The 18,181-nt window shown below is 46.3% G+C and carries 17 protein-coding genes; 2 read left to right on the top strand and 15 right to left on the bottom strand.

Annotation, left to right across the window (positions count from 1 at the left end; translation table 11 throughout):
- Positions 1-2: 2 nt before the first annotated feature.
- The 10 genes from OF158_RS04660 to OF158_RS04615 all read right to left on the bottom strand — a co-directional run bounded on the left by OF158_RS04660 (position 3) and on the right by OF158_RS04615 (position 9,043).
- Entirely contained in the window at positions 3-332 is a 330-nt protein-coding gene (locus OF158_RS04660) for an EamA family transporter (RefSeq protein ID WP_017551713.1), read from the bottom strand.
- Positions 322-675, bottom strand: coding sequence for a DMT family transporter (locus OF158_RS04655; protein ID WP_035182170.1), 354 nt, complete (start codon positions 673-675; stop codon positions 322-324). Before OF158_RS04655 ends, OF158_RS04660 begins: the two co-directional genes overlap by 11 nt.
- Positions 668-2,482 carry a DUF6020 family protein gene (locus OF158_RS04650; protein WP_035182173.1) on the bottom strand — a complete coding sequence of 605 codons (1,815 nt, stop codon included), beginning with the start codon at positions 2,480-2,482 and terminating at the stop codon, positions 668-670. The genes OF158_RS04655 and OF158_RS04650 overlap by 8 nt, the downstream gene beginning before the upstream one ends.
- A complete protein-coding gene (locus OF158_RS04645; RefSeq protein WP_017551687.1) occupies positions 2,470-3,417 on the bottom strand; it encodes a glycosyltransferase family 2 protein in 948 nt (315 codons plus the stop codon). Before OF158_RS04645 ends, OF158_RS04650 begins: the two co-directional genes overlap by 13 nt.
- Before the next feature lie 302 nt (positions 3,418-3,719).
- Complete coding sequence (pstB, locus tag OF158_RS04640) at positions 3,720-4,505, bottom strand: phosphate ABC transporter ATP-binding protein PstB (RefSeq protein ID WP_035182176.1); 786 nt, start codon at positions 4,503-4,505, stop codon at positions 3,720-3,722.
- A gap of 27 nt (positions 4,506-4,532) precedes the next feature.
- A complete protein-coding gene (gene pstB / locus OF158_RS04635) occupies positions 4,533-5,354 on the bottom strand; it encodes a phosphate ABC transporter ATP-binding protein PstB (RefSeq protein WP_225621024.1) in 822 nt (273 codons plus the stop codon).
- Positions 5,338-5,703: a hypothetical protein gene (locus OF158_RS04630; protein ID WP_035182183.1), complete on the bottom strand. Its 366-nt coding sequence runs from the start codon at positions 5,701-5,703 to the stop codon at positions 5,338-5,340. The genes pstB (OF158_RS04635) and OF158_RS04630 overlap by 17 nt, the downstream gene beginning before the upstream one ends.
- Entirely contained in the window at positions 5,700-6,584 is an 885-nt protein-coding gene (pstA, locus tag OF158_RS04625; RefSeq protein WP_014095849.1) for a phosphate ABC transporter permease PstA, read from the bottom strand. Before pstA ends, OF158_RS04630 begins: the two co-directional genes overlap by 4 nt.
- A complete protein-coding gene (gene pstC / locus OF158_RS04620; protein ID WP_225621023.1) occupies positions 6,581-7,435 on the bottom strand; it encodes a phosphate ABC transporter permease subunit PstC in 855 nt (284 codons plus the stop codon). The genes pstA and pstC overlap by 4 nt, the downstream gene beginning before the upstream one ends.
- A 720-nt stretch (positions 7,436-8,155) precedes the next feature.
- Entirely contained in the window at positions 8,156-9,043 is an 888-nt protein-coding gene (locus OF158_RS04615; RefSeq protein ID WP_035182186.1) for a phosphate ABC transporter substrate-binding protein PstS family protein, read from the bottom strand.
- 220 nt (positions 9,044-9,263) lie between these two features.
- On the opposite strand from OF158_RS04615, the gene hemG reads away from it, so the two are divergent.
- Positions 9,264-10,676: a protoporphyrinogen oxidase gene (gene hemG / locus OF158_RS04610; protein WP_035182189.1), complete on the top strand. Its 1,413-nt coding sequence runs from the start codon at positions 9,264-9,266 to the stop codon at positions 10,674-10,676.
- A gap of 1,447 nt (positions 10,677-12,123) precedes the next feature.
- Here the strand turns inward: hemG and OF158_RS04605 are convergent.
- From OF158_RS04605 to OF158_RS04590, 4 genes are all read right to left on the bottom strand, one after another.
- Positions 12,124-13,299 (bottom strand): IS256 family transposase, encoded by a 1,176-nt coding sequence (locus OF158_RS04605; RefSeq protein ID WP_017551449.1) that lies wholly within the window; start codon positions 13,297-13,299, stop codon positions 12,124-12,126.
- A gap of 448 nt (positions 13,300-13,747) precedes the next feature.
- Positions 13,748-15,535: a two-component system histidine kinase PnpS gene (gene pnpS / locus OF158_RS04600; protein WP_035182192.1), complete on the bottom strand. Its 1,788-nt coding sequence runs from the start codon at positions 15,533-15,535 to the stop codon at positions 13,748-13,750.
- 17 nt (positions 15,536-15,552) lie between these two features.
- Positions 15,553-16,245 (bottom strand): response regulator transcription factor, encoded by a 693-nt coding sequence (locus tag OF158_RS04595; protein ID WP_013858648.1) that lies wholly within the window; start codon positions 16,243-16,245, stop codon positions 15,553-15,555.
- Positions 16,246-16,278: 33 nt separating this feature from the next.
- On the bottom strand, positions 16,279-16,638 hold the full coding sequence (locus OF158_RS04590; protein ID WP_225620971.1) for a DUF5316 family protein: 360 nt from the start codon (positions 16,636-16,638) through the stop codon (positions 16,279-16,281).
- Between the two features lie 305 nt (positions 16,639-16,943).
- Here OF158_RS04590 and OF158_RS04585 point away from each other — a divergent pair, with 305 nt between their 5' ends.
- A complete protein-coding gene (locus OF158_RS04585) occupies positions 16,944-17,180 on the top strand; it encodes a 4Fe-4S ferredoxin (protein WP_026104642.1) in 237 nt (78 codons plus the stop codon).
- A 56-nt stretch (positions 17,181-17,236) separates the two neighbouring features.
- Here OF158_RS04585 and OF158_RS04580 read toward each other — a convergent pair whose 3' ends face one another.
- Entirely contained in the window at positions 17,237-18,175 is a 939-nt protein-coding gene (locus OF158_RS04580; RefSeq protein WP_035182195.1) for a siderophore ABC transporter substrate-binding protein, read from the bottom strand.
- Positions 18,176-18,181: the final 6 nt, after the last annotated feature.

Here is an 18,181-nt window from a genome sequence, read left to right as displayed (position 1 = left end):
ATCTACATGGTAAGGAAAAATGCCCCTGTAATGACGAGCAGAATCCCGAACCATTTTCTCCTGTTCATTTTTTCCGACAAAAAAAGGGAAGAAAGGATCAAGGTCCAAATATATGTGATGGATGTTAATGGATACACAATCGTATACGGCATCATTTTCAGCAACTGAATATTCAGCAATGCCCCTAATACATAGAAAACACCGCCAATACCAAGATTGACAATGAAAAATCCGCTCAGCTTTAATCCTCTGGAAGTGCATTTTTTGAAAAAGAAGCCCCCCAATGACCCTAACAGCGTCATGCATAGAAGCAGTACAAGCTTAATCAGCATCCCCGCCCCCTATCAGCGCCGCCCCTGCAAAAATGATGCAAGTGCCGATGATTTTGAAAGGCGTCATATGTTCTCCTAAAAAAATGCTCCCCAGAAAAAGGGAAAAAATATACCCCATACTTAAAAGCGGGTGAAGGACAGAAAGATCCCCGAAACGAAATGCAACAATCATCAGCAGGGCGCCGCAAAAATAGAGAAAAAAGCCGATCACAAAGTATCCATCCAAAAAATGGCCGGACATTTTCCACAGCATCTGTCCGACAGAGGTGGAAAATGCCGCAAGCATAATCAGCAAAATGCCCGTTTTATTTTTACGGATCGATTGAAAAATAGAATTACCCATGGCTATCACGCTTTCTGCTTGTTAATGTTGCAAGGAAGAAAAACGGCACCGCCAGTAAAAAGTTTGGAAAAAAGTAGCGGATGTCCTGGGCCGGAATCGCCGCGAACATGGAACCGAGATTTAAAAACATCGGAACAGCCGCGAGCACAAACCGCCAGTTTCCTTTTAAAATGGCAGTAAACAAAAACAAAAGGATGAGATACAAATAGAACGCCGGCATCATAAGCACACGGAGCATCCCTTGTGAAAATGTCTGATTGATTTGCGTAATGCGCGACGAAAGTTTTGTATTCGCCAGATCTGATCCATAATCTTTATAATAGAACCATTTATAATGAACATGATATTTTTGCACATTCTTTTGGGTCATAAAATAAACGGGACGGTACTTCTCAAAATCCTTGTTCCGGAAAATCGGGCGGCGCAACTCTTCGCCGGAAATATACAGTTTCCACGAAAGCTTTTCCTGATCGTAAAAAGCTTCCAAAGCAAGTTTTGGATTTTGCCGGCATAGCGCGAACCACGTACTGAAAAAGGCTTTTTTATGGGATTTAATATACGCACGGTCAAAGTGCGGCGTAAACTTTATCCGATCAACGTCTGTCGGCTGATAATATTTTTTCCAATCCGGAATCGGCATCACCTGATTGATCACGGCTCTTTGGGCAGGCGTTATATGCCCGTTTTCCTTCACAATCCTTCCAATCTGCTGGTAAAGAATGGAATACGATTCCGTTTCATCAGCCGGAAACACTTTATAATGCTTGTAAACCGGGCCTGTCACAATTAGGAACGTAATGACCGCAAGCGCGAAAACGCCATACATATACCAATACCGTTTTCGCAGGAAAAAAAGAAAAATAACAATCGTTGCAAGCAGCACCGGCCAGCCGTTATGCCGGTAAAAAATGACACCGCAAACGGATAAGTACAAAAACAACAAATGGGAGAACGACCGCAGCCATTTGCCGTTCGAATCAATGATCTGAATCAGCATAACCGTAAACGCCAGCAGAAAATAACTGAACAACGTATCTTTCCAAATCACGACAGAATAAAGCGGGATAAGCGGCAAAAAGCAGAAAAACGCATACCCCAGCCATAAAACCGGCTTTTTGATCCTTAATTTTTCAAATACATAAAAGACGTATCCGGTAATCAGCGCTGTCAAGATGAACTGGAAAATCACATATGATGCCGGCGTATCCCATATGCGGGCCGCCAATTTGATAATCCACGTCATCACAGCAGGGTGCCAGTCATTGTAAAAAGTGGAGTGTGCCTGCTGCCACTGATTGACAGAATCAGCCATTAAAATGCCCGGATAAAAAGCCCAGAAGTACAGAAGGGAGATCAATAAAGGCAGGATTGAAAAATAAAGAATATGCCTCTTGGGAACATCCCCTTCTGCCCGGCTCTCTGTTAAAGAATACAATATTTTGATCGCCAGCAGCATGGCAAATAGCAAAAACACAATCGTTGCAAGATAAATAAGGCAGTTTATCAAAAAGGGCTGGTGCGCCAGATGCTGCTGCGGCCCTTTTAAGGCAAATGTGACAATGACCGAGAGCACAAGGGAAAAAAGAAAAGAACCCCATTTTAAAGGGCGCTTCATCCGGCCAATATTCCAAAAAATGGCACCGTATGCCAGAAAGCTACCGGCCAGCGCGAAAAAAACCGGATACCAACCGGGCACGCTTTTAAAAGAATAAGAAAAAAGCAGAAAACCGGGTCCTACCAAGATGCCGATCACTAAACTAAGTACCGCCTGCATGGTCTTTTGATGCGCAAACATTACCTGCTCCATTCCTTTTCTCTTTTTAATTCTTCGTAAACGGCGTGAAGCTCCATTTCATATTGCTTGCGGGAGTGGCTGACAACCGTATCCAGAATGAGCGCACAGGCAAAAGAAAGCATGGCCATCAGGACAAGACCGACTGCCAGGATCGCTGACGGTACTTTTGTAATGTAATGGGTGTGGAAAAATTCCACAATAACCGGCACGCCCGCTACGAGCCCGAGAATAAGCAAAATGACGGCCCAAAATGTGAAAAATAGCATCGGTTTGTAATCTTTAAAAAGGGTAAAAATCGTTTTGATTACCTTCAGGCCGTCGGAAAAAGTGTTGAGTTTTGACTCGCTCCCTTCCGGACGATCGCGGTAGTCAATGGGAATTTCTTTGATTTTAAATCCTTTATCGAGCGAATGGATGCTCATCTCTGTTTCAATTTCAAAACCTTTGCTTACCACAGGAAAAGAACGTACAAACAAGCGGTTAAATGCACGGTATCCCGTCATAATATCCTGGATATTGCTTTTGTAAAGCTTGTTGATTAAACTTCTTACCAAATTGTTTCCCAGGTTATGAAAAGCCCGTTTATTTTCTTTTTCGTAAGTGCCGTTTGACAGCCTGTCCCCAATGGTCATATCGGCTTCGCCTGTTTTTAAAGGCTCTAACAATTGATGTACAAATTCAGCAGGATACGTATCATCCCCGTCTACCATTACATAGTAATCTGCATCAATTTCAAAGAACATGGCTCTTACGACATTGCCTTTTCCCTGGCGCGGTTCTTTTTTTACAATGGCCCCGTTTTCCCGGGCAATTTCATATGTACGATCCGTTGAATTATTATCATAAACATATATGTCCGCGTCAGGCAACTCTCTCTTAAAGTCCCGGATCACCTTTGCAATCGTCAGTTCTTCGTTATAACAAGGAACCAAGACGGCTGTTTTCATTGTTGCTCCTCCAAATCATTACTGATTTTATCATTCGCCATACAGTACTGAACTATTATAGCACGAGGAGAAATTTTAGTGAAAGAGTGTTTCAGGATTTTTCCGGATTTGCCGGGACCTTTTTTCCGTTTTGTTGCCATGGTTCCGCTCACCGGGTACACGAAAAGAACACGCTTCGTGAACGTGCTTTTTTTTGTGCATTTCAGGCTCAAGAAAACAGAAATGTCAGCTGCACGGTTGCCCTCTCAGCTGAACTTGAATGGAAAATGTGCTTTCCTTCACCTGTCAAGCGATGGAAAGGATTAGCCGAACCGTCCTGAAATATAGTCTTCTGTCTGCTTCGATGCAGGATTTGTAAACATTTTGGTTGTTTCAGCGAATTCCACCACCCTGCCATTCAAAAAGAAAGCGGTATGTCCGGACACGCGCATCGCCTGCTGCATATTATGGGTGACGATGATGATTGTGTATTGCGCCTTCAACTCAAGGATCAACTCCTCAATTTTTGCGGCCGATACCGGATCAAGCGCCGATGCCGGTTCGTCCATTAAAATAATACCCGGTTCAACCGCGAGCACCCTCGCAAGCACAAGCCTTTGCTGCTGCCCGCCGGAAAGCCCCGCGGCAGATGTATGAAGGCGGTCTTTCACTTCATCCCACAGCGCAGCCTGAAGCAAACATCTTTCTACCATTTCATCAAGCACATGCCGGTTTTTAACGCCGTGGATGCGCGGTCCGTACGCGACATTATCGTAAATGGACATCGGAAACGGATTCGGGCGCTGGAAGACCATGCCGACCTTTTTTCTTAATTGGACAACATCCGTTTTCGGCGCATAAATATTTTCGTCTCCAATCGTAACATGGCCTTCCATTCGGAAACCGGGGATGTTGTCATTCATTCGGTTCAACGTCCTTAAAAACGTGGATTTTCCGCATCCGGACGGGCCGATCAGTGCTGTTACATGCTTTTTTGGAAATGCCAGATTGATATCGTAAAGGGCCTGGAAGTTTTTATAAAACACATTTACATGCTCGGCACGGATAGCCGTTTGGTTGTCTGCCCGTTTTTCCAATACTGTTGCCATTTTGCATTTCTCCTTTTCCACCAGGATTTAGCCAAAAAAGCCGGATAAGTAATCCCTTGTTTGTTGTTTTTCCGGTTTAGTAAACATTTTCGTCGTGTCCCCCGCTTCGATCAGTGCACCCATGTAAAAGAAGGCGGTTTTGTCAGAAATGCGGGCGGCCTGCTGCAAGTTGTGCGTGACAATGGCAACGGTATAATCTTTTTTCAGTTCGAGCATCAGTTCCTCAATTTTACCGGTTGAGACCGGATCGAGCGCCGATGCCGGTTCATCAAGAAGCAGGACATCTGGGTTCATGGCGAGCGCCCTTGCAATACAGAGCCGCTGCTGTTGGCCGCCTGATAGGGCAAGCGCGGACGTATGCAGGCGGTCCTTCACTTCATCCCATAATGCAGCTTTTTTTAAGCTTTCTTCGACAATTTCTTCCAGCCATGCTTTTTTCTTCACGCCATGGTGCTTTGGGCCGAACGCGACATTTTCAAAAACCGATTTTGCGAACGGATTCGGGCGCTGGAACACCATGCCGATATGCTTTCGGATTTCAAAAACGTCCGCGCACGAAAGGGTGATGTCGGCTCCTTTATAAAAAATTCCGCCGGACATCCTGCAGCCTGCAATTTCATCATTCATGCGGTTCAGGCTCCGCAAAAAGGTGGATTTTCCGCATCCGGACGGGCCGATTAATGCCGTCACCTGATGTTCGGGAAACGCGAGGCTAACATTTTGGATCGCTGCTTTTTCCCCGTAAAAAACACTTAAATTTTTGGTTTCGATGATAATGTTCTGTGCTTCCGGCATCTGCCCAGGGATTTCAACCGCGGGTAGCACTATTTTTTCATTCCGTGCCAGCATCGATACTGCCATGGGTCATTCCTCCTTTTATTGTGAAATGATTCAGGTGGATCTGTTTTTTGTCTTGGCTAAAAGGAAACGTGTGCAAGCCTAGCGTTTGATACGGATGGCCGTTACCAGTTTTTGGAACGGTACATGCCCAACCTCTTATGGCGAACTCAACCGATTGTCGAGCTGTTTGCTTCTCATTCTCTCTAAGTAAAAACGAGCTATGATGCCAAACAGACGTAGCGTTGTTAGTTTTTGAACATCCCCACTTATCCGGTTGCGAAGCTGTTGCTTTTAATCCTGCCATGCACCGATTTGAAAGCAGGCACGGCACGTTTCCAAATGGATACGGTGCCTTCATTGCGAAGTCATCCGGTTGTGGAGCCATTTGCCGATAAACCTTGCTGAAAAATTAAAGATGAGCACAAACAGGATCAGCACTGCGGACGCGCCGCTTGATACGGACGCGGCATCCGGCATGAGGCCTTCCCCGTTGATTTTCCAAATGTGCACAGCCAATGTTTCAGCCGGGCGGAGCGGATTCAGCGGAGAGTTCATGCTGAACGGGTTCCAGTTTGAAAAATCAAGATTCGGCGAGCTCATGCCTGCTGTATAAATTAGGGCTGCCGCTTCGCCGAAAACGCGCCCGGAGGCCAAAATAATCCCGGTGATGATCCCCGGCAACGCAGCCGGAAGCAGCACCGATTGAATCGTTTCCCATCTTGACACCCCAAGTGCAAGGCCTGCTTCCCGCTGCGCTGGCGAAATGGCACGGAGCGAATCTTCCACGACCCGGACCAGCAGCGGCAAATTGAAAAGCGCCAATGCAAACGCGCCGGACAAAATCGAAAATCCCCAGCCCATCGACAGGACAAAGAACAGAAAACCAAACAGCCCGACCACAATAGACGGAAGCGAAGACAACACTTCAATCGCCGTCCTGAGCAAATCCGTCAGCCGGTTTTTCCGTGCATACTCTGCCATATAAATACCTGCGCCAAGTGCGATTGGCATGCTGATCACCATTGTCAACACGAGTAAATAAAAGGAATTGAACAACTGTGGCCCGATTCCCCCGCCTTCTTTAAAGGTTTGGGGAGGGGACGAAATGAATGACCAGCTAACGTGCGGCAGCCCTTTTACAAGAATGTATCCGACGAGCCCCGCAAGAATGGCGACGATAAACATGGCAATGAAGTAAAGAACGGATGTTGCGATACGGTCCGCCATTTTTGCTTTCATGATGCATCCCTCCTGCGGCCGATAAAACGGACGATGATGATAAAGACGAGCGACATGAGCAGCAGCACGAGCGCCAACGTCCAAAGCGCGTTATTTTCCACGCTTCCCATCACGGTATTGCCCATGCCCATCGTTAAAATGCTCGTTAAAGTGGATGCCGGTTCGAACAATGAACGGGGCATCACCGTTGCGTTGCCAATCACCATCTGCACCGCGAGCGCTTCGCCGAATGCCCGGGCCATCCCGAAAATAACAGCTGTTAACAGGCCCGGCCGCGCCGTCCGCAGCACTACTTTGTAAGTCGTTTGCCAACGCGTCGCCCCAAGCGCAAGCGAGGCTTCCCGGAGCGAATCGGGCACAGCCCGGATTGCATCCACCGACAAACTCATCACAGTCGGCAAAATCATGACTGCAAGCACAATGGTTCCTGCCGCAATGCCAAAGCCGCTTCCTGATATATGTTCACGAAGAAAAGGAACGACGACGCTTAATCCAATAAATCCGTAAACAACCGACGGAATGCCGACAAGCAATTCGATGACCGGCTGCAACATTTTTTGCCCCCGTTTAGCGGAAATTTCCGTCATAAATACAGCCCCGCCGATTGCAAGCGGCGCACAGGCGATAGCGGCAAGAAATGTTACAGCAAAGGAACCGGTTATCATCGGCAAAGCGCCCGCAACCGGGTTTCCAGCAGCATCCTTTTTGCCCGGATTCCAGTCTTTTCCGGTGAAAAATTCTAGGACACTGGCGTGATGTTCAAAGAAAAGGGCAAGCCCTTTTGTTGCGACAAAAATAAAAATTGATGTGGCAACAACCGCCATCAAAGCAATGCAAATCAGTGTCATCATTTTCCCGCGCCGTTCTATTTTGATTTTCGAACGCGGCTTAGCTTTATTTTTGACAACCTGTTCTGTCCATTTGAGTGCATTTTCACTCACGTTGTTCAAATCCCCTTCCGGTTACGGTTTCTAAAAACGGGCATGGTTGCCGCTTTGATTTCCGGATGAATTTCTACTTTGCGAGCAACCTGCTTTGCCCGCTCGGCTGTTTGTGCTTTTACACGGTCTATCCTTTTCAGTTGCGGTTTTGAAAAAAGAGCATGGTTGCCGCTTGTTTGTCGAACTCATTTTGTTTTCGAACAACCTATTTTACCCGCTCGGCTGCTTGTGCTTTTACTTGGTCTATCCCTTTCAGTTGCGGTTTTGAAAAACGGGCATGGTTGCCACTTTGATTGCCGAACTCATTTCTGCCTTGCGAGCAACCTATTTTACCCGCTCGGCTGCTTGTGCTTTTACATGGTCTATCCTTTTCAGTTGCGGTTTTGAAAAACGGGCATGGTTGCCGCTTTGATTGCCGAACTCATTTCTGCTTTGCGAGCAACCCGCTCTGCCCGCTTGGCTGCTTGTGCTTTTACATGGTCTATCCTTTTCAGTTGCGGTTTTCAAAAAAGGACAAGACAAGCAGAAATGTGCCGCCGGACGTGCCCCGGATAACCGGAAACCGTATCGTTCTGGCGATCATTCTGCTGCTTGCATCAGTTCAGAGCTCCGCAAAGTTTTAAATCCACTTTATTTTGTTGTAACGTTTCCGCTTGCATCCCGTTCAACTTGCATTTCAGAAATAGGCATGTACCCGAGTTTCGGAACGAGGTTTTTTTGCACTTCATCCGAAAGCATGTAATCTATAAACTTTTTCGTTAAGCCTTTTGCCTTTCCTTTTGTGTACATATGTTCATAAGCCCAAATTTTCCATTTGTTTGTTTTGACGTTCTCTTCTGTCGGTTCAACGCCGTCCACTTTTAAAGCTTTGACTTTATTGTTCATATAAGAGAATGCGAGATAGCTGATAGCCCCCGGTGTTTCGTTGACAATTTTTTGCACAGTACCCGAAGAGTCCTGTTCCTGCGCCTTCACTGCAGTAGCGCCATCTAAAGCCTGTTTTTCAAAGACGGCCCGTGTGCCAGATCCTTCCGCACGATTGATCACAACGATTTTCAGGTCTTTTCCGCCGACTTCTTTCCAGTTTTTAATTTTTCCAGTGAAAATGCCGATCAGCTGCTGTTTTGTCAGGTTATCGACGCCGATATCCTGATTTGCAACCGGCGCAAATCCAACAACCGCAACTTTATGGTCCGTAATTTTGCTTGCGTCAATGCCGTCTTTTTCCTCGGCAAAAACGTCAGAATTCCCGATTTGGACAGCGCCTTCCGCAACTTTGCTCAAGCCGGTTCCGCTGCCGCCGCCCTGTACGTTAATGGTTGCACCAGAATGATCATTCATATATTGTGTCGCGGCTTCCTGCACGAGCGGCTGGAGTGCGGTTGAACCTACGGACGTGATGCTTTCCTGTTTTGCGCCCTTGCCGGATACTGTCGTCTCTTTTGCGTTCCCGCACCCAGCTGCAATCACTGCGAAAATCGTGAATAAGCCAAATACCGCTGCAAACTTTTTCTTCATTTTTTTGCCCCCTGTTTTTTATTGGCTTGCTCCTTGCACTTTTAAAGATAATCGTGCGGTATTAAGCAGATATGAATGGAATGTTAAGAGTTTGTAAAGATGATAGAACCAGGTGTAAGATTTGAAAGGGTGATTGTCACATTTTAGGCAAAAACATAAAAAATAGAAGAAACCGATTTGTTTATAATAGAAGTAACAGAGGCTGAACGGAGGTATAAAATTGAAATCGGTCGTGATCATTGGCGGGGGCATTACGGGCCTTACCGCATTGTACGAGCTTCATAAACAGATCGAAAAAACAGGGGCACAGGTATCCTTGACCCTTGTGGAAGAAAATCCGGAAGTCGGCGGAAAGCTCCGTACCGTCCGGAAAGAGGGTTTTATTATGGAAACGGGTGCGGATTCGATCGTTGCCCGCAAAAAAGGGGTAGCCGGGTTTTTGAAAGAACTTGGGCTTGAAAACCGGATCCGCCACAATGCTACCGGCATCTCGTATCTTTACCGGGAAGATGGGTTAAAACCGATTCCGCGAGAGGCAGTGTTTGGCATTCCGGCAAGTTTGGATGCCCTTTTTGGCAGTGAACTTGTTTCAACGAAAGGGAAACTGACGGCGCTGAAAGATTTGTTTACGAAAAACCATTCTTTTACAAAAGACAGTTCAGCCGGGGAATTTTTGGAGGCTTTTTTCGGCAAAGAACTGGTGGAGAAACAAATTGCGCCGGTGCTGTCCGGCGTTTACTCCGGCAATTTGTATGAACTGACATTGGCGACAACAATGCCGTTTCTTGTCGATTATAAAAATCGGTATGGCAGCATTATGAAAGGTTTGTCCGAACATAAGCAAACTTTCTTGTCTCCTGAGAAGAAAAAATTTGTATCGTTTAAAAACGGTTTGTCCGAACTGGCTGACCGCCTTGAGGAAAAGGCAGCGGGCGCTGACATCATAAAAGGCGTGAAAGCAGATGCGCTTGAACGGCACGAAAAAGGCTATACGGTTGTATTGTCGGACGGGCGCAGGCTTAAAGCAGATGTGGTGGTGCTTGCCGTACCGCATGCTGCAGCAAAGAAACTGCTTGCGAACCCTGCTTTGGATGAGGAATGGGATCAGTTTAAGGCCGCTTCGGTGATCACCGTTTATCTTGGTTTTGACGTGCCGGATGCAGTCTTGCCGAAAGACGGGACAGGTTTTATTGTTTCTGGCGGAAGTGGGCTCGTTTGCAATGCCTGCACATGGACAAGCCGGAAATGGCCACACACGTCGAAAAATGGACGCCTGCTGTTGCGCTTGTTTTATAAAGACGCGGATGCCGCACTGTTTAACCGGCTGAATGCGATGGATCAGGAGGGGCTGATTGAAACGGCGCTGAAAGATGTGCGGCAGGCACTCGGGATAAGTGCACAGCCAGTGGCAGCGGAAGTGACAAAATGGCTGGGCAAGATGCCGAAGTACGATTTGCACCACCGGCAGAGGGTAGAGGCGCTAACCAAAAAGCTGTCAGCAAGCGACCCGAACGTGGTGCTCGCCGGTTGCTCTTACTACGGCGTAGGCATCGCCGATTGCATCATGAATGGAAAAGAAACGGCGGGAAAGGTAATGGAAAAACTAAGGGAGCAGGGCAGTTTAAATGTGTAAATCATGTATTGCCGAATGGACAAAATTTGCAAAGCTTTGTTCATTCGGCATTTCTGTTGAAACCCGCAGACAAGATTGGCTGCACTGATCGGGCAAAACACGGATCGGCCATTTTTATCTTGTCTATCCTGAAAAGATGCGCCGGTTGATTTTTTATTTTTCCACTGGTGCCTCAGTGAATGTGGTTTTGACGTCTAATTAGACAAAACTTACGGAGGTCAGGAGGGTTTGTCTAATTAGAACGCCTAACGGAACAAAGCTTGCGGGGAACGGGAGCTTTTTGTCTAGTTAGACCCGCTAATGGGACAAAGCTTGCGCCGGGCGCGGGCCTTTTGTCTAATTGGAACGCCTAACGGGACAGTTCTTACTGGGCGGCAGGAGCTTTTGTCCAATTAGAATTGCTAACGGGACAGTTCTTACTGGGCGGCAGGAGCTTTTGTCTAGTTAGATCCGCCAATTGGTCAAAGCTTGCGCCGGGCGCGGGCCTTTTGTCTAATTGGAACGCCTAACGGGACAGTTCTACCGGAGATGCAGTTCCTGCTCTTTTGTCTTACAATCCAATTATGAAAGACATTTCGAATTGCAGCTCGCCCCTTTTGTCCTTCATTCAACTTATGAAGGACATTTCAGCTTGTGGTTCGTCCCCTTTTGTCCTTCATTCCGCTTATGAAGGACATTTCAGACTGCGGTTTGTCCCCTTTTGTCCCTCATCCCGCTTATGAAGAACGTTTCGGCTCGCAGCTCTTGCCCTTTTGTCCTTCATCCTGCTTATGAAGGACATTTCAGACTGCGGTTCCAACCCTTTTGTCTTTCATTCCGCTTATGAAGGACATTTCAGACTGCGGTTCCAACCCTTTTGTCCTTCATTCAACTTATGAAGGACATTTCAGCTTGCAGTTCGCCTACTTTTGTCCTTCATCCCGCTTATGAAGGACGTTTCGGCTCGCAGCTCTTGCCCTTTTGTCCTTCATCCCGCTTATGAAGGACATTTCAGACTGCGGTTTGCATCCTTTTGTCCTTCATTCAACTTATGAAGGACATTTCAGCTTGTGGTTCGTCCCCTTTTGTCCTTCATCCCGCTTATGAAGGACATTTCAACTTGTGGTTCCCAACCTTTTGTCCTTCATAAGCGGGATGAAGGACGTTTCAGTTTTTGTATGTTAAGGAAGCTCAAAAAAAAGACGGCCTTTCTTCACATAGAGCCCATCTACGTGAAGAAAGCACGGAAAAACGTAGACCTTTCTTAACATAGAGCCCGTCTATGAGTCAAGTCCAGGTTATTGTGTAAATTTATGGGCAAATGTTTTCAACCACCCCTTCATTTTTTCGGCTTAACTTCCATGGATTTTTTTCTTCATCTCCGGGAAGGGATGTCAAATGCCTTTCAATTTGACATCCCTTCCCGGAGATGAAATCATCCATGATGGAAGTTAAGCTGAAAATGCTGCTAACTATTCTTTCCCATAAGTGACTTCCTCTTCGAGTATTCTGTATCTTGATACTGCATTAAAACGGCACCAACCAAACGAAAAGCAGATTGGGTATTAGGAAAAATGCGAATGACCCTTTCCCTTCTACGAACCTCTTGGTTAAGCCGCTCGAGGGAATTAGTACTCCGTATGTGCATACGAATATTCTCAGGAAAGTTCATGTATTGGATAGTATCTTCAAAACCTTCATCTAAAATGGCCAGGGCTTTTTCAAATCTTGCTTCTGTACCAAATTTGTTTATTAATTCATCTTTAAACTTGCGTATGTCCTCAATCGTAACGGCCTCAAACACGCGCTTAATCATCACCCGGATTTCTGCAGTATCTTTTTTGGGCAGTTTTTCAATGATATTGCGTTTAAAATGAACATTGCACCTTTGCCAAGCAGTGCCAATGAATTCCCGTTGTATTGCTTTCTGAAGGCCCATGTGAGCATCGGAAATAACGAGTTTTGGTGATTGGAGTCCACGTGATTTAAGTTGTTTAAAAAATGAACTCCAACTCTCCAAACTTTCTGCATGGTCAACGCTTAAACCCAGTATTTCACGTGTATTCTTCTCTGTAATGGCAGTCGCAATATAAACAGCCTTTGATATGACCTTATGGTGCTCCCGTACTTTTATATACATGGCGTCCACAAACACATAAGGGTAGTAGGTTGTATTCAACGGTCTCTCGGCCCAAGCATTCACAATGGGATCCAGTTTTTGCGTAAGGGAAGAGACAAACGACTTGGATACATTCTTACCGCAAAGCTGTTCTACGACATTTGTGACCTTACGGGTAGAGACGCCATTGATGACCATCTCCAACATAGAAAGGACGAAAGCTTGGTCACATCTGGCATACTTTTCAAATAAGGTAGTTGAGAATTCGCCATTACGTGTCCGGGGAACTTTTAATGTAACATTGCCGATGCTCATCAACAGCTCGCGTTCATAGTAACCGTTCCGGTAATCCCGGCGTTCAACAGCGCGTTCATAAGGGCTCGTTTTTAAATAGTCATCCCTTTCCTTTTCCATAAACTCGTTTAACACGAGGACAACCGCTGATTTAATTACCGCGTCAAGATCGGAAGTCATGATGGCTTCTTTTAAAACATCCAAATTTAAGTTAAACTGTAAGTGAGTCATTTTATCTCCTCTTTTCATTAGTTTATCGTCGTTGAAAACAGTGTTGCCAAGAGTTGATAAAATGACTCCTTCTTTTTACACAATTATACGGACTTAATCCGTCTATGTTAAGAAAGCACGGAAAATTGACGGCCTTCCTTCACATAGAGCCCATCTACGTTAAGAAAGTACGAAAAAACGAAGGCCTTCCTTCACATAGAACCCGTCTACGTGAAGAAAGCACGGAAAAACGACGACCTTCCTTTACATAGAGCCCGTCTACGTTAAGAAAGCGAGGAAAATTGACGACCTTCCTTTACATAGAGCCCGCCTATGCTAAGGAAGTAAGCAAAAACGAGGCGCTTCCTTCACATAGAGCTCATCTACGTGAAGAAAGCAAACAAAAACGAAGCGCTTCCTTCACATAGAACGCGTTTATTATCCGCAAAAAGCAACAGACCGGACGCTTTTAAACAGCGTCCGGCCTGGTTTGCGTCCGCGGCAGGGTGACGATAAAGGTGCTCCCTTTTCCTTCCTCGCTTTCAACCCGGATTTTGCCATGGTATGATTCAACAAGATGCTTAACAATCGCAAGGCCGAGCCCCGTACCGCCGGACTGCCTTGATCGGGCTTTATCGACCCGGTAAAACCGTTCAAAGATGCGTGGCAAATCCTTTTCGGAAATGCCGATGCCTGTATCGCTTACGATCAGGTCCAGCTCATTTTCCCTTTCGATCAGGCTGATTTCAATCCTGCCTTTATCCGGCGTATAAGCAATCGCGTTCGTAACCAAATTCAACAGGATTTGGCGGAGCCGGTCTTTGTCTGCTTCCATCATGACGTGCCGCTTTTGTGGCAGCACAAGTTCCAGCTGTTTCTTTTCTATTCTTTTCCGCATCGTTTGGACGGTCTCTGCGACAACATCCACCACATTGAGCTGTTCCATTTTCAACGGAATGCGGTGCTGCTCAATCCTGGACAAATCGAGAATGTCGGAAATGAGCCGGTGCAGCCGGTCAGACTCGTCATAGATGATCTTTAAAAATTCCCTGAGTGTCGCTTCATCATACATGGCACCGTCTAATAACGTTTCCGCAAATCCTTTGACAGAGGTGACAGGCGTTTTCAATTCGTGGGAGACATTTGCAACAAACTCGCTGCGGATCTGCTCAAGTCGTCTCGTTTCTGTTACGTCGTGCAGGACCGCCACAACGCCGCGCAGCTCTCCGCTCTCCCCGACATATGGCGCAATATGGGCATCGAGAATGCGCTCTTTCGGGTAATAAAGATGGACCTCGTCCCGAAACCGTTCACCCGTTTTTAATGAACGATCGATCAGCTGGCTGAGCCCGAAACTTTTTCCCGCTTCGATATGGCGCTTTCCAATCAATTCGCCGGACGACAAACCCGTCATTTCTTCCATTGCCCGGTTCACAAGCATGATCCGCCCCGATGTCTGAATAAGCATGACCCCGCTGTCCATATTTTCCAATACGGCGGTCAGCTGCTGCTCGTTTTCATCAATCTCGTTCATTTGCTGCTTTAAGTTATGGGCAAGATTATTAATGGCTTTTGTCAGCTGCCGCAATTCCCCGCTTGCATTGACACGGACACGGCTGTCATAATCTTTTTCAATCAGGCGGTTGCTAACCTCAATGCTCGCTTCAATCGGGCGCGTAAATTTCCGTGCCAACACATAGCTGATCCAGCCGGAAATGAGGAAGGCCACCGCCATTGCAAGCCCGAGGCTGAACCACAATCCTTTTAGCACAGCATCAATCCGGTTAAGCGCAATGGAGGTCCGGATGACTGCGATAACTTTCCCATTTTCTTTTATCGGATTTGCGACATACATCATATTGTACCCGAGCGTATGGCTTGAGCGGATGGACTCACCGCTTGCTTTATGCTGCCTTATAACCTGCCTGAATTCCGGTCGGTTTGCGTGATTTTCCATCTTTGCCGGATCATCGTCCGAATCTGCGAGCACTTTCCCGTTTGTATCAATGATGGTAATACGCGGTTCGTGGTTGGAATAATAATGCCGGACTTTTCCTTGCAGTACATCCGGCTTGTCTTTGAATGTTTGCGGACGGATCGTTTTCATCAGTAGATCTGCATCCTGGGAAAGCTGCGTGCGCGCCATGTCCATATATGTATGTTGAATCATATCAGCAACGAAAAAACCGATAGCCAGCAATACGGCGGCCAAAATCGATAAAAATGCAATAAAAATGCGGATCCATAATTTATTCATTGCATAGCCCTTTCCTGCTACATCACTTCCATTTTATAGCCAAAACCCCTGACTGTTTTAATATATTGCGGCTGTTTCGTATCTTCTTCCATTTTTTCGCGAAGGTGGCTGATGTGTACGTCGACGATTCTTGTATCACCCGCAAAATCGAAATTCCAAACAGCATTAAGCAGCTGGTCGCGACTTAACACTTTTCCTGCATGGTTTGCCAAATACAAAAGCAATTCGAATTCTTTCGGGGTCAGCTCCAGTTTTTTCTCTTTAAAATAGGCTTCGAATTGTTCCGGTAAAATGCGCAGGTCGCCCACTTTTATCGCCTCAGCGGTTTCTTCTTCTGTTTTTGTTTCTGCCCGCCGCAGGATCGCTTTCACACGTGCCACCACTTCCCGCGGGCTGAACGGTTTTGTAATATAGTCGTCTGCCCCGAGTTCAAGGCCGAGAATTTTATCCAGTTCATCGCTTTTGGCTGTCAGCATTAAAATGGGCGTATTGATTTTCCCAAGCCGCAGCTGCTTGCAAACGTCCATGCCGTCCATGCCCGGAAGCATCAGATCGAGAATAATGACATCAAGTTTTTCTTTCCTTGCTGTATCATATCCCTCGTTTCCGTCACTGGCAGTCAGCACTTCAAAACCGGCCTGCTCAAGATTAAATTTTAAAAGGGTCACAATGGATGGTTCATCATCCACAACCAAAACTTTTTTAGCCATCTGTTATAGCCCCGCTCCCCGACTTGTTTTTCTTCATTGTATCGTGCCTGCTTTTCCATTGTAAAGCTGGATCTCAAGCATTCCACGCGCGGCCGGGAAATATGTAAATGTTAAGCGTACATTTGGATGAGAAATCCCACCAGTACGGTAATCAGATTCGGCAATCCGAACAGGAAAAATAGCATCGTCAGGCTGATTTGTTTCAGAAAAATAGTTTGCTCGCGTCTCCATGCCGCCCACAAACGCCCCCATCGTGATGCCGGAGAATACAATTCCAATTGCTGCCGCTATCCCGCAGAGCCAATAGGTTTTTGAAAAATCCCCGGTAAAAAGCCCCACAATAATGCCAATCGCAGCAATGATTATTCCGATTATAAAAGCATATGCCTTCAATTTTGCCCCCCTCCTTTTCTTTATAAGTTATATTCCGCCTTCATCGTAAAATGTCCTGCTCTTAAGACGCCTCTTGTTGCGTTTTTTCCCGCAATATGCCGGTATGCAGAGAATTTTGATTGAAAGATTCGTACCATTTTGTTATATTAAAAATGATCGTTAAAAGATAAAGCATGGATTCCAGGCTTCGAATATTGCGTATTGTCACCCCGCCAGCCCGGGATGCCCAGCTGGCAAAATGGATGGATATAAACGCAACGCTAGACGGATAATGATTAACATATAGGAAAAAGGTGATCTGGAAAATGGCATTTGTAATTACCCAACCGTGCATCGGCGAAAAAGCGGCCGAATGCGTGGATGTATGCCCCGTGGATTGTATTGCCGAGGGGGAAGACCAGTACTTTATCGACCCGGATATTTGCATCGATTGCGGCGCTTGCCAGGCAGTTTGTCCGGTAGAAGCCATCTATCATGAAGAAGAACTGGAAGAAGAGGATATGGCCTTCCTGGAAAAAGCCCGCAAATTTTATTCAGAGTAAAAATAACCCCCGCACCATATGCGGGGGTTATTTTTAAAACCGGGCGTTGGCACGGCTTAATCAATCGCATTCCGGACTTCTTTCACCATTTCGGATACGGAGACGAGCCCGCCGCCGGAAAGGTACCAGTAGCCCGGGTCAAGGTAAACGATATGTTTGTTCTTGTAAGCATTCGTTTTCTTGACGAGGTCGTTTTCGATGATGCTCTTGGCATTTCCGCCCTGCCCGATGGCTGCATCGCGGTCAATGACAAACAAATAGTCGGGATTGGTTTTCATGATATATTCAAATGACACATTCTGCCCGTGAATGGATGCTTTAATGTTTTTGTCCGCAGCCGGTACACCAAATACGTCGTGGATGAGGCCAAACCGTGAACCCGGTCCGAACGCGCTCACTTTTCCGCCGGTTGTCAGGACAATCAACGCTTTGCCGTTCACTTTTTCCGCTTTTGCATGCAGGCTGTTGATTGAATCATCAATATCGGCCAATTGCTTTTTCACGGCATTTTCTTTATTGAAAATGTTGCCGAGCGTTTCCATATTCTGTTTAAAGGAATCCATATACTTCGTTGTATCCAGCCCCATATAAACCGTCGGGGCAATTTTCTTAAATTCCTTGTAGTTGTCCCGCTGCCTGCCGGAAATGATGATCAGGTCCGGATGGATTTCACTGATCTTGTCAAAATCCGGTTCCATGACGCCGCCGACATTTTCATACTTGCTGCTTTTGTATTTTTTCAAATATGACGGAAGATTGTCCTGCGGCACACCTGTCACTTTAATGCCCAACTTATCCATCGAATCCAGCACACCAAAGTCAAACACGACGACTTTCTTTGGGTTTTCCGTGACTTTCGTGGTTCCAAGTTCATGCTTTACAGTTATTTTCTTTGATGAGGCACTGCTACCCCCGGCGCTTTCTTTCGTTCCGCACCCGGCAGCAAATACTGCTAACAACAAAATCATGACTCCGGCCAAATAGCGCTTTCTCATCTCAAA

Source organism: Weizmannia sp. WK01, from assembly GCF_025905465.1.
GTDB classification, from domain to species: Bacteria; Bacillota; Bacilli; order Bacillales; family Bacillaceae_C; genus Weizmannia; species Weizmannia faecalis.
This window is presented reverse-complemented; position numbering and strand designations above follow the sequence as displayed.